The sequence below is a fragment of the Clostridium cadaveris genome (assembly GCF_020911725.1).
Lineage (GTDB): Bacteria > Bacillota > Clostridia > Clostridiales > Clostridiaceae > Clostridium_X > Clostridium_X cadaveris.
Map to the genome: position 1 here is coordinate 1,983,343 of NZ_CP076620.1, position 14,006 is coordinate 1,997,348.

13 protein-coding genes, 1 pseudogene and 2 other annotated features are annotated in these 14,006 nt (G+C 29.9%); of the genes and pseudogenes, 2 read left to right on the plus strand and 12 right to left on the minus strand.

Features of this window, described 5'->3' with window-relative positions:
• Positions 1–195 precede the first annotated feature (195 nt).
• The 3 genes and pseudogenes from KQH81_RS09380 to KQH81_RS09390 form a co-directional block, all read right to left on the minus strand.
• On the minus strand, positions 196–1,434 hold the full coding sequence (locus KQH81_RS09380) for an MFS transporter (protein ID WP_035770536.1): 1,239 nt from the start codon (positions 1,432–1,434) through the stop codon (positions 196–198).
• 108 nt (positions 1,435–1,542) lie between these two features.
• Positions 1,543–2,769 carry a helix-turn-helix domain-containing protein gene (locus KQH81_RS09385; RefSeq protein ID WP_230028140.1) on the minus strand — a complete coding sequence of 409 codons (1,227 nt, stop codon included), beginning with the start codon at positions 2,767–2,769 and terminating at the stop codon, positions 1,543–1,545.
• A 34-nt stretch (positions 2,770–2,803) separates the two neighbouring features.
• Positions 2,804–2,998, minus strand: a pseudogene (locus tag KQH81_RS09390) (amino acid--tRNA ligase-related protein); the annotation flags it as partial.
• A 94-nt stretch (positions 2,999–3,092) separates the two neighbouring features.
• Positions 3,093–3,315: a binding site (T-box leader), on the minus strand.
• 141 nt (positions 3,316–3,456) lie between these two features.
• Positions 3,457–3,716: a binding site (T-box leader), on the plus strand.
• Positions 3,717–3,797: 81 nt separating this feature from the next.
• Here KQH81_RS09390 and KQH81_RS09395 point away from each other — a divergent pair.
• On the plus strand, positions 3,798–5,480 hold the full coding sequence (locus tag KQH81_RS09395) for a glutamine--tRNA ligase/YqeY domain fusion protein (RefSeq protein ID WP_027638228.1): 1,683 nt from the start codon (positions 3,798–3,800) through the stop codon (positions 5,478–5,480).
• A gap of 186 nt (positions 5,481–5,666) precedes the next feature.
• Positions 5,667–6,260 (plus strand): hypothetical protein, encoded by a 594-nt coding sequence (locus KQH81_RS09400; RefSeq protein WP_051196210.1) that lies wholly within the window; start codon positions 5,667–5,669, stop codon positions 6,258–6,260.
• Positions 6,261–6,308: 48 nt separating this feature from the next.
• Here the strand turns inward: KQH81_RS09400 and fliN are convergent, their stop codons facing one another.
• Genes fliN through fliQ form a run of 9 tightly spaced genes read right to left on the minus strand, consistent with a single transcriptional unit; the run spans position 6,309 to position 13,996 of the window.
• Positions 6,309–6,572 carry a flagellar motor switch protein FliN gene (gene fliN, locus KQH81_RS09405; protein WP_051196357.1) on the minus strand — a complete coding sequence of 88 codons (264 nt, stop codon included), beginning with the start codon at positions 6,570–6,572 and terminating at the stop codon, positions 6,309–6,311.
• A gap of 1 nt (position 6,573) precedes the next feature.
• Positions 6,574–7,467 (minus strand): FliM/FliN family flagellar motor switch protein, encoded by an 894-nt coding sequence (locus tag KQH81_RS09410; protein ID WP_230028141.1) that lies wholly within the window; start codon positions 7,465–7,467, stop codon positions 6,574–6,576.
• A 15-nt stretch (positions 7,468–7,482) separates the two neighbouring features.
• Complete coding sequence (locus KQH81_RS09415) at positions 7,483–8,244, minus strand: flagellar hook-basal body complex protein (RefSeq protein ID WP_027639880.1); 762 nt, start codon at positions 8,242–8,244, stop codon at positions 7,483–7,485.
• Between the two features lie 11 nt (positions 8,245–8,255).
• Positions 8,256–9,029 (minus strand): flagellar hook-basal body complex protein, encoded by a 774-nt coding sequence (locus KQH81_RS09420; protein ID WP_230028143.1) that lies wholly within the window; start codon positions 9,027–9,029, stop codon positions 8,256–8,258.
• A gap of 12 nt (positions 9,030–9,041) precedes the next feature.
• Complete coding sequence (locus tag KQH81_RS09425) at positions 9,042–9,758, minus strand: sigma-70 family RNA polymerase sigma factor (RefSeq protein WP_099335555.1); 717 nt, start codon at positions 9,756–9,758, stop codon at positions 9,042–9,044.
• A gap of 16 nt (positions 9,759–9,774) precedes the next feature.
• On the minus strand, positions 9,775–11,829 hold the full coding sequence (flhA, locus tag KQH81_RS09430) for a flagellar biosynthesis protein FlhA (RefSeq protein WP_178312261.1): 2,055 nt from the start codon (positions 11,827–11,829) through the stop codon (positions 9,775–9,777).
• Positions 11,830–11,839: 10 nt separating this feature from the next.
• On the minus strand, positions 11,840–12,907 hold the full coding sequence (gene flhB / locus KQH81_RS09435) for a flagellar biosynthesis protein FlhB (RefSeq protein ID WP_230028144.1): 1,068 nt from the start codon (positions 12,905–12,907) through the stop codon (positions 11,840–11,842).
• Positions 12,908–12,950: 43 nt separating this feature from the next.
• The gene (locus KQH81_RS09440) at positions 12,951–13,721 is read right to left on the minus strand and encodes a flagellar biosynthetic protein FliR (protein WP_230028147.1); all 771 of its coding nucleotides are present in this window, start codon (positions 13,719–13,721) and stop codon (positions 12,951–12,953) included.
• A gap of 5 nt (positions 13,722–13,726) precedes the next feature.
• On the minus strand, positions 13,727–13,996 hold the full coding sequence (gene fliQ / locus KQH81_RS09445) for a flagellar biosynthesis protein FliQ (RefSeq protein ID WP_099335558.1): 270 nt from the start codon (positions 13,994–13,996) through the stop codon (positions 13,727–13,729).
• Positions 13,997–14,006: the final 10 nt, after the last annotated feature.

Consider the following 14,006-nt stretch of genomic DNA (forward strand, 5'->3'; position numbering starts at 1 on the left):
TCAACATCTTCAATATATCATATACGTCATATTTTATTAATCTTTATACTAATTTATAATTTAAATACATATTGGTTGATGTATTAATATTTTCTATAATAGATTCAGAATTTGTAATTTTATCCATTAGCATTGTCAGTGATTTTCAACTCAACTAAAAACCTCAATTGATAAAAATCAATTGAGGTTTTCTTATTATAAATTTTTGTTATAAATTACTTTTATCTCTTTATCATGTTTAAATATGCATAGTACAGCAGCAATGAATCCAACTGTTCCAAAGATAAGTCCTCCAAATTTATAGTTCATAAATTCTCCTAATGCCCCAGCTATAAGCTTTGCACTAAGTATACCTCCAAAAGCCATGATTTGAAAGAAAGAATTCACACGCGCTCTCTTTTCTCTTGGTATATAATTTTGAACTGAGCTTTCTCTTATATTTGCCGAGTTTACTCCTAAAAATCCCAAAATAAATCTTATAACTATCATCAAAGGATAAGCTAAAAACATAAGGACTCCATCTAAAATTTCATATATTATATAAACTTTAGATGCAATGGTGTATCGCTTATTTTCTGGTATTTTAAACATGTAATGAAGCAATCCTCCAATCATTCTCCCAAATGTTTCAGCTGATAATAATAAAGAATAATTAGTTGTAGTATATATAGCATGAGTTTGGAAAAATGGAATTAATAAGAGGCTTATACCTTCTGATGCAAAACTTGCGAATGTCATGTATAGATAAATAAAAAAAATTCCTTTTTCTTTTCTCAAATAAACAAAGCCTTCTTTTATGTCATTAACATATTCTTTGAAATTAAAACTTCTATTAACTCTATTGCGTTCCTTATACTTTATAAACACCTCAAAAGTTGCTGCTATAAAAAGTAAAATCCCTTCTATTACAAAGATTATCTCTATCCCCCACCTCTGATATACAAAGGCTGCAATTGGAGTAAATACTGCTGCTATAGACGGATATATTAATACACTCACTGAATATCCCTTTTGAGCACAACCTTCCGGTATTAAATCTGGAAATAATGAATTATAGGTTAATCCATAAACTGATCCTATAATACTTGATAGCATTCCTAAAACTACATATGCATAATAATTAAATGATATAGTAAATAAATATATTCCAAATGATATATATATGATTCCTAATAGGTAATCTAATAAAACGATTAACTTTTTCCTAGGCAATCTATCTATATATGGAGCTGCAAATACCGGTAAAATTATTTGAGGTATAGCCGTGATAGCACTATATATTCCTGTAAGAATAGTAGAATTTGTTTCATTATATATAACTATATTAAGAGCAAAATTTAATGCCACTCCCCCTATGGCAGATATTATGGTTCCTAAAGTTATAATCGTAAAGTTTCTGTCCCAAAGTCTTAATTTATTTTTTCCCTTATTCATGATTTTTCAACTCCTTTTCATACCTTAACTATATGATATCAAAGAAGTTAAACCCACAACAATAAGGTTGTTTTGAGAAAATTTTCTTAATTAAATGTATTTAAAGCATCATTTTTTATTACTTATAGGAAAAGTAAGTGATTCTGAAACTTCTAGTGCCTCTTTATATCTTCTATTAGCCTTAAGCCACTTTATATAATACTTTCCAAAGAAAAGCTTAACACCATAATGAACCATATCTTTTCCCTTATTATATAGCCTATATAATATTTTCCCATACTCTTCATTTGTAAGATAATTTTCGTCCTCAATTATTATTTGAAGCATCCTTAATGAATCTTTTCTATAAACTTTATCTTCTTCAGCTTCTAAGTTTTCCTCACTACATTTAGATGCTTTTTCATAGTATTTTTTAGCTTCACAAAAATTTTCATTTTTTATATATCCTAATATAAGCTTTTGATATAGTACAAAGTCATCTTTATCTGCTTTAATTTCTTCTGCTTTCTTTAAATAATCTATTGCTTTCTCCCCATCAATATTTATATAAGATGCTCCTATGTTGTAATAAATGCTATATTCTATTTCTTTATTCAAATATTTATTTAACTTTAATGCCTGATTATAATACCTCATCATAAGAGGAATAGACCCTAAATTGGAGTAACTGTTAGCTAAGTATATACAGCTATTAACTACCCCATCTATATCACCCTGATCAAATTCTAAGTTTAAGTCTTTTTGAAAATAATCTATAGCCATATGATAATTTCCGTCTAAATAACATGAGAACCCCAAAAAATACCATCCTTTTTTATCCGGTCTTATCATACGAGCCTTTTTAAAATATTCATATGAACTATTATAGTCTTTATTTTTCAATATATGCATATATCCTAGACATATATAAAAGTAATACAGCTGATTCATATCACAATAAATTTCATACTCTTTAAATTCATTAATATCTACAGTTTTTATATCTTCTATTTTACATATGAAATCTCCCATAATATATGCCAAAGCTTCTTTTGAATATTTCATATAAGAATATTTATTCTTTAGTTCTTTAAGAGTTTCTAAGCCATTATTCCATATAAGAGCTCTTTCAAGAGAATCATAAAATTCTTCTATAAAGATTTTTTCTATATCACCATAATACTGAATTCCTAAAGCCTTACATAGTTCAGTGATGATTTCATGGTTTGCATCTACAGTTCCTCTTTCAATCTTACTTAAATATGATATAACACAAATACCCTGACATAGTGTTTCTTGACTCATATTCATTTCTAATCTTTTCTTTTTAATCAATAATCCTATAATCTTATCCATATTTCACCACTCCCCTTATAAAGCTTATCATATTTTAATGTGTTAGTCTTGTTCTATCTCTTGGAAATAATGCTGCTTCTCTTACATTTGAAAGATTTAAAAGCTGTGATGTTATCCTCTCAAGACCTATTGCAAGCCCACCATGAGGCGGCATCCCTATCTTGAAAATTCCATTGTAAGTGCCGTAATTTTCTGAATTCAAGCCTTTATATTTCATATTTTCAACTAAAAAAGAACTTTGCTTTCTAAACAGGACTCTAATTCATTTATCATAATTCTTTTCATAATATCTCTACTTTCAAACTAAAAAGCCTTCCACTCCTTATAGGAGCGAAAGACTGATTTCGCGGTACCATCCTACTTACATAAATTTTATAATATGTTATCTTAGGTCCCTTTAACGGAGGAAAACCCGTTCTGCTCTACTAAATTTCAAGCAGACTTCTCCAGGATGTCCTTCAGTATTGACTTTCTCATGAAGCTTCCACCATCCTTCACTCGCTTTGGATACTACCCAGTACTTACTCTTCCCTTCTCAGAATTTTCTTTATTTTTTACAATTATATTCTCTTGCAAGTGCTTTATCAACATGAGTAATTAAATAATTTTTATAAAATTATTTTTATTCACACAAAAATTTTCTTGACATACCATATATATAATTGTAAAATCATTTTAAATATTAATATTAAGGCTATGATGAGAAGAGTAAATATGTATTTTCTTTTACAGAGAGTCCTCAATTGCTGAAAGAGGATAAAGAAGGTCTTATTGAACCAAGGCTCTGAGCCTCATACCGATCCTTAATACACTTAAGGGGAGACTATGACAGATGCTCCTGATAACGAGCTCGGGTATAAGTAATTATTTTACCGTACCTTAAAGATTGAAACTTTAAGTTTCAATGAACTGGGGTGGCACCACGAAGTTATGCTCTCGTCCCCAAGACTTTAATAAGTCTTGGAGATGGGAGCTTTTTTATTTTTTATATTTACACAAAATTTCACATTAATTTAGGAGGAATTCTTATGGAGAGTTTAAAAGAAAATAATATAGCTGAAGCTGCTAATTTTATTGAATCTATAGTGGAAGACGACGTTAAAAACAAAGCATTTTCAAGGCCTATAGCAACTAGATTCCCGCCAGAGCCTAACGGTTATCTTCATATAGGAAGCGCTTATGCTATAAATATAAGCTATAATGTTTCTCAAAAATATAACGGTACTTTCAATCTTAGATTCGACGATACTAATCCTGCAAAGGAAGATATGGAATATGTAAGAGCTATAATTGAAGACATGAAATGGCTTGGTTTTGATCCTAATGAACGGATTTTCTATGGCTCCGATTACTCTAACATTTATTATGAAATGGCTATAAAGCTTATAAAAAAAGGTAAGGCTTATGTATGTGATTTGAATCCTGATGAAATAAGAGAATACAGAGGAACTCTTACCAGTGCTGGAATAAATAGTCCGTATAGAGATAGGACTGTAGACGAAAATCTAAAATTATTTGAAGAGATGAAAGTTGGAAAGTATGCTGCCGGTGAAAAGGTGCTCCGTGCAAAAATTGATATGTCGTCACCAAATATAAACATGAGAGACCCTGTAATATATAGAATTCAACACGTATCCCATTACAAGACAGGAAATGACTGGTGTATATATCCTATGTATGATTTTGCACACCCTCTTCAAGATGCTATAGAGGGCATAACTCACTCTCTTTGTTCTAATGAATTCAAAAATCATCGTCCTCTTTATGAATGGTTCTTAAATGAACTTGATTTTTCAAATCCACCTTGTCAAAGAGAATTTGGAAGAATGAACTTGAGCGGTGTTGTAACAAGTAAAAGATATTTAAAGGAATTAGTTTTTGGAGGATATGTTGATGGCTGGGATGACCCTAGGCTTCCTACTATAAAAGCTTTTAGAAGAAGAGGAATTACTCCCGAAAGCATAAAGAACTTTCTAACTCAAATGGGTATAGGAAAAACTGACTTTACAATAGATATTTCAATGCTTGATCACTATGTTAGAAACGACTTAAAATCTAAAGTTCCTTCAATAATGGCAGTTTTAGATCCAATTAAAGTCACTATAACAAATTATCCCAAAGGAGAAATAGAGTATCTTAATATTACAAATAACCCCGAAAATGAAACTTTAAGTTCTAGAAAAGTTCCGTTCTCAAGAAACATCTTCATAGAAAAATCCGATTTTATGGAAAATCCAATAAAAGGTTTCCATAGATTAACGCCTAGTGGAGAAGTCAGACTTAAAGGAGCATATTTTATAAAGTGCAATGAAATAGTAAAAGATGAAAATGGAGAAATAATAGAACTTTTGTGCACCTATGATCCTGAAACAAAGAGTGGTTCAGGTTTTACTGGTAGAAAGGTAAAAGGCACTATACACTGGGTATGTGATTATGATAAGGTTGAAGCTACTGTTAATCTTTACGACAAACTTATACTTGATGAAGAACTTTTACGTGATAGCTCAAAATCTTGGGAAGAAAAGCTTAATCCTGAATCTAAGATAACTTTAGATAAATGCTTTATAGAGCCATTTGTCAAAAATGCAAAACCAGAGGATAAATTTCAGTTCATGCGTCATGGATACTTTTGTGTGGATAGAAAGGAAACAACTAGTGATAATTTAGTATTCAACAGAACTGTGTCTTTAAAAGATAGCTTCAAAAAATAATATAATTCTGTCATATCCTAAAAGAAAACTTTATAAATACATTAATACTATCATTTATTTTATTATTTTGTTATAATGATTAAATGATATAAATAACACTCTAGTTAAGAGAAAGAGGTGCCCGATATAAATAATAATTATAAAAATACAAAGAATACATTTGAAATTAAAAATGGCGTTGCTCTAATGACCATATTAAAAAAGGATGGAACTGAGCTTATTGCTAAGATAGATGAAGCTGACCTAGAAAAAGTACAAAGTGCTGGAACTTGGTTTGCAGAATGGCATAAAGACTTTAATAGCTACTTAGTTCAAAATATAAGTTCTTCAAAGCTTAACAAGAAATCTAAGCCTTTAAAACAAAGTCTTCAAACAGTAATCATGGATACTGCTCCTTCTGCACCAATTAGACATATCAACAATGATACTTTAGATAATAGAAGATGTAATTTAGAGGTCTTTAAAAGAGATGCAGTAAATAAAACAGAAAAAATCAATGAAGATACCATTGCTATACTACTTATGGATAAGCACGGCAATGTTACTTCAAAGGCTTTGATTTCTGCTGAAGATTTAAGTGAGGTTATAGTACCTGGATATACTTGGGTTAGTCATAAAGTAAACAATGAAATCTGCGTTGTAGCAAATACTCCAAGTGGTAGAATTCATTTAGACAAAATTTTAATGAATCCTGCTGAAAATCAAAAGGTTCATCATATAAATCTTAATCCATTAGATAACAGAAGACATAATTTAGAACTAAATGAAATAGAAGAATAGATATAAAAAAGGCTACATAGATTCTACATCTATATAGCCTTTTTATATCTATTTCAAAGTTTTAGCTAATTCATCTTGTTCTATCACATGAGTTATTTTTATTCCAAAATTCTGTTCTGCTACAATAACTTGTCCATAAGCTATTTTCTTATCATTTACTAATATTTCAACTTCTTGATTATCTAGTGTATCTAGCTCTATTATTGAGCCTTTTCCTAAATCTAAGATATCGTTCAAAGTCATTTTAGTTCTTCCTAAAACTACTGTGATTTCTATAGGTATATCTAGTATTCTAGCTATTTTATCACTCATCTTATCTCTCCCCATCAATTATATCAGTTATTTCAACTGCTTTTTTTAATCCTAAAAGTCCCGGCTTTCCTTTATAAATTCCTGCATCACCTAGGCTTATTTTTATATCTTCTCCAATTCGTTGATCCAAAAGTATTACATCGCCTTTTTCCAAATTAAGAAGATCATTTATGTTTACTTTTACACTTCCAAGCTTTGCACATACATCAATATAAACATTCTTTACAGAATCAAATACTTCTTTAGAAAAAATATTTTTATCATCATCTGATGCTGGATTTACATTTCTATATTTATAAGAATTCACCAAGTCACCTACTACAGGCTCCATACTTTGATAAGGTATACAAAATCTTATATCTCCAAGTTTTTCAGTTCCTAATAATGCATTTATTTTAGATTCAAATATTATATCTTTATTCTTTAATCGCTGATATTTTACAGCACTAGTATATATTTTTATAAGATTTATACTGTCATATTTATAAGGTATATATAGTCTTTTTAAAAGACTATCAGCCAAATACTTAAATAATTCTAAGTCAATATTAGTAAGCTCCCTTTCTTTATTATCTACTTTACCGTCACCTCCAAGTAAAAGGTCAACGATAGTTAAAACTATGCTTTTGTTTATAAATAAAGTCAAATTTTCTACTAAAGGATTTACATTATATTCTATTACTACATTATCATTATCTAATTCTTCGATGAATTCACTATAAGTTTTTTGTCTAGATTTATCAACTACAAATTTGAAGTTTTCGCTTTTTGTTTCATATCCTATTTGCATATTTGAAGTTTTGCAGAATTCCTCACTCATGAGCATCAGATATCTTATATTTTCTATGGAAAACTTCTCCCTTTTCTTGAAGTCATATAATTTTATATCTTCCATAATTTTTATCTCCTATTATCTTGATTGTAGATTATTTATCATTGACCACATATCATCAGCAACAGTTATTCCTTTGCTATTAAGTTGAAATGACCTTTGTATTGATATAAGTTCAGTAAATTCTTCACCTATATTCACATTTGACATTTCACTATATCCTTGTATTATATTTGAGTCAGTTTGTACAAATAGTTCTGACTCAGGTCTTATTTGAAATAAACTATCACCTATAGATATAAAATCATTATTTCCATTAGAATTATACAAGTTTACTTTACCTACAAGATTGTCATTCACAAATACCTCTCCTTGTTTATTTACAGTGAGATTATCTTTTGTTATTGATAGATTATCATAACTGTTTCCGCCATAAAATTGTATATCAAGCATGTTTCCTTTATCATCTACAATTTTACCCATTGCATCTATATTGAATTCTCCATTTCTTGTATAAACATAGGTGTTATCTGGCTTTAAAACCCTAAAAAACCCCTCTCCATCTATAGCAAGATTGCTCATAATCCCAGTAGATTTCAAGCTTCCTTGACTAAAATTTCTTATTGCATTTGTAGATTTAACTCCTGTGCCGTTGTTTATATCAAATGAATTTGTAGGATAAGACTGTCTGCTAAGAGTTTCTCTTATTAAATCTTGGAATTCTGTTTCCAATTTCTTGTATCCTGTTGTATTAGCATTTACAATGTTATTTGATATAGTATCCATTTTATTTTGTTTTGAACTCATACCTGATTTGCTTATATTTAATATGCCATACATACTGATTCCCCCTATCTAACTGCCCCTATTTCACTGGCAATTTTACTTAACGTTGAATCCATAATTTGAACGACCTTTTGATTAGCTTCAAAAGCCCTCAAATTTGACATTAAAGCTGTAGTGACATCTATAATATCCACGTTTGATGTCTCTTTTGCTCTATTTTGTATATAATAATTTTTTGCCGGTATAGCATCATTTCCTTGAAATAAATTTTCTCCTATTTTCTTTAAGTTGCCGTAATTCTCAAAATCAACTATATTGAATTTGTAAGTTGCATTAGAGTCTAAGAGCAAATTATTGTTGTTATCCATAGAAATTTTTTGATTTCCTACATAAATCGGCTCTAAATTATTTGTTCTTTGATTTATTCCTAATACATTGTATCCCGATGTATTTACCAAGTAACCATTACTGTTTACTTTAAAGATTCCATCTCGTGTGTATCGAATATTGCCTTCATTATCTCTTATAGTAAAAAATCCTTTTCCATTTATAGCAAAATCACTATCATTTTCAGTACTTTTTATAATCCCTTGAGTATGATTTGTAACTACTTCATCTATAGACACCCCAGGATTCATTATTCCTAGTACCTGTGTCCTTCCCTCTCCATTTATGTACATTTCATTATTATTAAGTAAAAGTTCATCAAAACTCTTATACATCATAGTCTCTGATTTATATCCTGTTGTATTTATATTTGCTATGTTGTTGGTTATTACTTTTTGATTTGCCTCTAAACTTATCATAGCTGATATTGATGAATACATACCTCTTAGCATTACATTTCCTCCTTAAGCTATATTGTAATTTAATTTCTTTATTACATTTCTTAAATTTACTATGGCTCTACTGTGGATTTGACATACTCTAGATTCAGATACTTCTAAAACTTTACCTATTTCTTTTAAAGAAAGTTCTTCATAATAATAAAGTGATAATACTAGTTTATCTTTTTCCTTCAGCATATCTATAGCTTTTGTAAGTATCTCTATCTTCTCCGATTCCTCTACTATGTTAGTAGGAGACATTTCTTCAGTATCTTTTATTGTATCCATCAAACTGATATCATTATTTCCTTGAAAAATAACAGTATCAAGAGATGTGATAGTCATTGAGTAAATATCACTTTCTATTTTTCGTACATCATCTAGCGGTATCTTTAGATATTTTGATATTTCTCTTTCATTAGGTTCTCTCAATAAACTTACCTGAAGTTCTTTAACTGCACTGTTATATTTATTTATATTAGCCATAGAATTTCTTGAAATCGGAGAGTTTCTTCTTATTTCATCTATTATATAAGAACGTATTTTCAATGATGCATATGTTGAAAATTTACAATTTCTTGTTTCATCATATTTATTGGCAGCATCTATAAGTCCCATATTTCCGTAGCTTACTAAATCATCAAAGTCTATTCCAAAATTATCAGTATAGTATTTTGATGCTATGTATTTTACTAACTTAAGGTTATCTAATATATATTTCTCTCTATCCTTTTCAATCAATTTTGACTACCTCCTGCTATATATTAACTACTGCCTGTGCTCTTATCTGCACATCATTTGGTATTTCATTTAAAGATAGTATGGTGATGCTTGGGAACACCATTTCCACTAACTTTCTAAATGGAGCTCTTATCTTTGGAGATACTAATATTATTGGTCTGTTATTATAAAAATCTACTCTTTCAGTTATTTCTTTTATACTTCTGAATATCTTGTTTGTACTTTCAGGATCCACCGCTGGATAAGTGCCATTCGTAGATTTTTGAAGGTTATTTGAAATAATCCTTTCTACTTCGTTTGATAATGTAGATACTGTGATATAATTAGTCTCATCTACTAATTCTGAACATATGCTTTTGCTTAAAGCCATCCTTACATATTCAGTCAAAAGCTCTATATCTTTAGTATTAACTGCATTATCAGCCAAAGTCTCTAGTATTGTCACTCTGTCTTTAATAGAAACTTTTTCTCTAAGAAGATTTTGAAATACCTTTTGTACCTCACCTAATGTCATTAGATCAGGTATAAGCTCATCCACAATAACGCTGTACTTTTCTTTGGTTGCATCTATGATCTGTTTTACTTCTTCTCTTCCCATAAGTTCATGAGACTTTTCTTTTATTATTTCTAATAAATGCGTAACCAATATTGTAGATGGGTCTACAATAGTATACCCTCTTAGTTCTGCTTCTTCTGCATTGTCTTTATTTATCCAAACTGCTTCCAATCCGAAACTTGGCTCTATGGCCTTTATTCCTTCCATCTCAAGACCTAATCCCATAGGATCCATACATAAAAGCATTGTTGGCATTAAATCATAAGTACTTACTTTATTCCCTCTTATCTTTATGCAATATTGATTTGGATTAAGCTGAAGATTATCCCGTATTCTTATAGGCTGAACTATTATTCCCATGTTTATAGCACATTGTCTTCTTATAGAAGCTATTCTTTGAAGAAGATCTCCACCATCACTTTCATCTGCTAAAGGTATAAGTCCATATCCTATCTCAACTTCAAGAGGCTCCACATTCAAAAGTTCAGATACATCTTCAACCTCATTTATAGAATTTGTTTCTGGGGTAGATGTAACGGTATTTTCATCTTTGTTCTCCATTTTTTTCTCTTCATTTATTAAGGTTTTTCCTATAAGCATTGCTCCAACTCCAAGAGTAAAGAAGGCCATTTTAGGAAGTCCTGGTATAATTCCTAATACAAACAGAACGGCTCCTGTCATCATTATGGCTTTTGGAATTGATGTAAGCTGTTTTCCAGCTAGATTAGCGAAGCTGTCATCGCTAGCTGCCTTAGTTACTAAAATACCTGCTGAAGTTGATATAAGAAGAGCTGGAATCTGGCTTACAAGACCATCACCAATGGTAAGCCTTATAAAATTCTGTGCTGCTTCTGAAAAAGTCATTTTCATCATTACAACACCTATTATGATTCCGCCTATTATGTTTATAAGGGTTACTATTATTCCTGCTATAGCATCTCCTTTTACGAACTTAGATGCACCATCCATAGAACCATAAAAATCAGCTTCTTCTTGAAGATCTTTTCTTCTCTTTTTAGCTGTATTTTCATCAATCATTCCTGCGTTAAGATCAGCATCTATACTCATCTGTTTTCCAGGCATTGCATCTAGTGTAAATCTTGCCGAAACTTCCGATACTCTTCCAGAACCATTAGTTATTACTACAAACTGAATTATAATTATTATAAGAAATATAATTATTCCAACTACATAATTTCCTCTTACAACAAAACTTCCAAAAGCTTCAATTACATTGCCTGCATAGCCTTCACTAAGTATTAGCCTTGTTGAAGATATATTTAGTCCTAACCTAAAGAGCGTAGTTATCAGCAGTATTGTAGGAAAAATTGAAAGTTGAAGCACATTAGTTGAAAAAATTGTCATGAGTAGTATAAGAACTGATAAACTTATATTTAAAACTAATAATGCATCAAGAATAAATGGAGGCAGTGGTATTATTATCATAAGAACTATTCCTATAACACCAAAACCTATTAATATGTCAAATCTATTTTTTATGCCTAGTTTTTTCATTCCTTTTCTCCTACCTGTTCTTTTTATATCTATTTTTTATTTTGTATACAGCAACAAGCACTTGTGCTACTGCTTCATACATATCTCTTGGAACTTCTTCATCTACCTCTACTTCTTTATATATCATCCTAGCTAAAGGTTTATTTTCAATTATTGGAATATCATTTTCCTTTGCTATTTCTCTTATCTTCATAGCCAGTATGTCAGCTCCCTTTGCCACAACTATGGGTGCTGAATCCATATTTCTTTCATATTTTATTGCAATAGATAAATGGGTAGGGTTTGTTATTATAACTGTTGCTTCTTTTGCATTTTGAATCATTCTCTTTCCTGAAAGCTGTCTTTGCTTTTGCCTTATTTGAGATTTTATAAGAGGATCTCCCTCCATTTGTTTAAACTCTTCTTTTACTTCCTGTTTAGTCATTTTTAATTTCTGCCTATGGGCATAAATTTGATATGCAAAATCTGCTGCTCCTAATACCACTGCAATGATTAAAGCTATGTTGAATAATTTTTTTATTATATCTATTGCTGAATAGATAAGATATGGAAAATATACATCTTCTATCTTTAATATATTGAAATAATTATTTTTCACAAATGAATATCCTATATAAGACAAAACTACTAAAAGTATTGTATTCTTAAATAAACTAACTACTGCCTGTTGTGAAAACATATTTTTTAATCCATTAATAGGATTAAGCTTGGCAAATTTAGGCTTAATAGCTTCTTTACTAAACAGTAATCCGCTTTGTACCACATGAGATACAACTCCCAATACTAAAATTACCATTCCAAGAGGTAAAAAAACTTTTAAAAATGTATGAATACCGCTCTTAAATATTTCTCCTACTATATTTCCGCTAAGTTGATTTTTAAAATCTCTATTTAAAAATGAAGCTATAAATATCTTTAGACTTTTTATAGCGCTGTCTGACATTATGTAGATACATAAAACTGCTCCAGCAAGAGTAAATGCATTTGATAGTTCACGGCTCTTTACTACATTTCCTTTTTTCCGTTCATCGTTTTTCTTTTTCTGGGTAGGTTGTTCTGTTTTATCTGAATTTGCCAAAGCTCTTCTCTCTCCCTTAGTTTCACATCAATAAAATTTTCAATCATTTGATTTTGAAAAATATATTTAAAAGCACTATAAAACTATCATTGAATACCAAAGTTCCACCTAAAACATCTTTTAAACTTCTAAATATATCATGTATTTGGTTTATCATAAAAGGCAATGTACCTATAAAAAACAAGATTCCTATAAGCATTTTAAGCGGCATACCTATTATCATTACATTAAGACCTGATATACTTCTTGATATTATTCCAGTCATCAAATCCGTTATAACAAGTATAAGAACTATTGGACTTGCTACTTTCATACCTATAATAAAATATTCTATAAATACTTTGAGTATATAAGACATGTTGTAGCTTATTATAGAATAGCCCATAGGTATAATTTCAAAGCTTTGTTGTATTGAGTTTATTAATATGTGGTGAGCATTTAAGGAAAAAAATACAGTTACTCCAATAAAATATATTAGATTTTCCATAAAGGTAGCTTGGCTTTCAGTATTAGGATCGTAAGTGCTTGCCATAGATAATCCTATTTGGTTATCTATTAATTTTCCAGCTATCTTAAGGCTATAAAAACATATGCTAACTATATATCCTAAAATAAGTCCATTGATTGTTTCGGTTGCTGCGTATTTTATAAGTTCGTAGGAATTCGCTATAGATATGTCCAACTCTACATTAATTCCTATTAAAAGAGCTAATAATATTGAAAAACTCACTTTGAAAACTCTTGGTGTGGCTTTTGGAAAAATTACATTAGCCGCTAAAAAAAATGCAGTTATTCTAAAAAAAACATATATCATTATCTTTACTTAGTTATGGTTGAAACCATATTAAATAATTCAGTAGTAAGAATAACTAATTTGTTTAACATCCAAGGGCCTCCAATAACAAGAACTAATATTATTACTATAAGCTTTGGCACAAAAGTCAAAGTCTGCTCTTGTATTTGAGTTGTTGCTTGAAATACACTTATTATAAGACCGACTAATAATGAAACTATTAGAATTGGACCTGCCACCATAATCCCTGCTATTAATGCCTTTTTTATTACTGTCATTATTACCATTTCACTCATATATACATCT

Excerpts from the sequence above, each read along its gene's own strand:
- KQH81_RS09380 (WP_035770536.1), bottom strand. The coding sequence starts at position 1,434 with ATGAATAAGGGAAAAAATAAATTAAGACTTTGGGACAGAAACTTTACG.
- KQH81_RS09385 (WP_230028140.1), bottom strand. The coding sequence starts at position 2,769 with ATGGATAAGATTATAGGATTATTGATTAAAAAGAAAAGATTAGAAATG.
- KQH81_RS09395 (WP_027638228.1), top strand. The coding sequence starts at position 3,798 with ATGGAGAGTTTAAAAGAAAATAATATAGCTGAAGCTGCTAATTTTATT.
- KQH81_RS09400 (WP_051196210.1), top strand. The coding sequence starts at position 5,667 with ATGACCATATTAAAAAAGGATGGAACTGAGCTTATTGCTAAGATAGAT.
- fliN (WP_051196357.1), bottom strand. The coding sequence starts at position 6,572 with ATGAGTGATAAAATAGCTAGAATACTAGATATACCTATAGAAATCACA.
- KQH81_RS09410 (WP_230028141.1), bottom strand. The coding sequence starts at position 7,467 with ATGGAAGATATAAAATTATATGACTTCAAGAAAAGGGAGAAGTTTTCC.
- KQH81_RS09415 (WP_027639880.1), bottom strand. The coding sequence starts at position 8,244 with ATGTATGGCATATTAAATATAAGCAAATCAGGTATGAGTTCAAAACAA.
- KQH81_RS09420 (WP_230028143.1), bottom strand. The coding sequence starts at position 9,029 with ATGCTAAGAGGTATGTATTCATCAATATCAGCTATGATAAGTTTAGAG.
- flhA (WP_178312261.1), bottom strand. The coding sequence starts at position 11,829 with ATGAAAAAACTAGGCATAAAAAATAGATTTGACATATTAATAGGTTTT.
- KQH81_RS09440 (WP_230028147.1), bottom strand. The coding sequence starts at position 13,721 with ATGATATATGTTTTTTTTAGAATAACTGCATTTTTTTTAGCGGCTAAT.
- fliQ (WP_099335558.1), bottom strand. The coding sequence starts at position 13,996 with ATGAGTGAAATGGTAATAATGACAGTAATAAAAAAGGCATTAATAGCA.